Annotated in this window: 1 protein-coding gene; it reads right to left on the bottom strand. The window is 68.3% G+C overall.

The window, feature by feature from the left end:
- On the bottom strand, positions 1-300 hold a 300-nt coding region (locus tag KI686_RS17610), incomplete at both ends, for an ABC transporter permease subunit (RefSeq protein WP_237590380.1).

Below are 300 nucleotides of genomic sequence, written 5' to 3' on the forward strand. Positions count from 1 at the left end.
GGGGCCGGCTCGCTCTGCTTGTCATGGGTGACCTCAGCGGTGGGGTCGAGCACGTCGCGCATCGCGTCTCCGAGGAAGTTGAAGGCCAGCACGACCGTGAGGATGGCCAGGCCCGGGAACACGCCCAGCCACCAGGCGTCGAAGTTCTGCATGGCCGCGGAGATCATCGATCCCCACTCCGCCATCGGCGGCTGCGCACCGAGTCCGAGGAACGAGAGCCCGGACAGCAGCAGGATCGCCGCTCCGATGTCGAGTGTGGCGAGTACCAGCAGCGGGCCGGCGACGTTCGGGAGGATGTCG

The sequence above is a fragment of the Polaribacter sargassicola genome, from assembly GCF_021991835.1.
In the GTDB taxonomy this organism is placed as follows: domain Bacteria; phylum Bacteroidota; class Bacteroidia; order Flavobacteriales; family Flavobacteriaceae; genus Polaribacter; species Polaribacter sargassicola.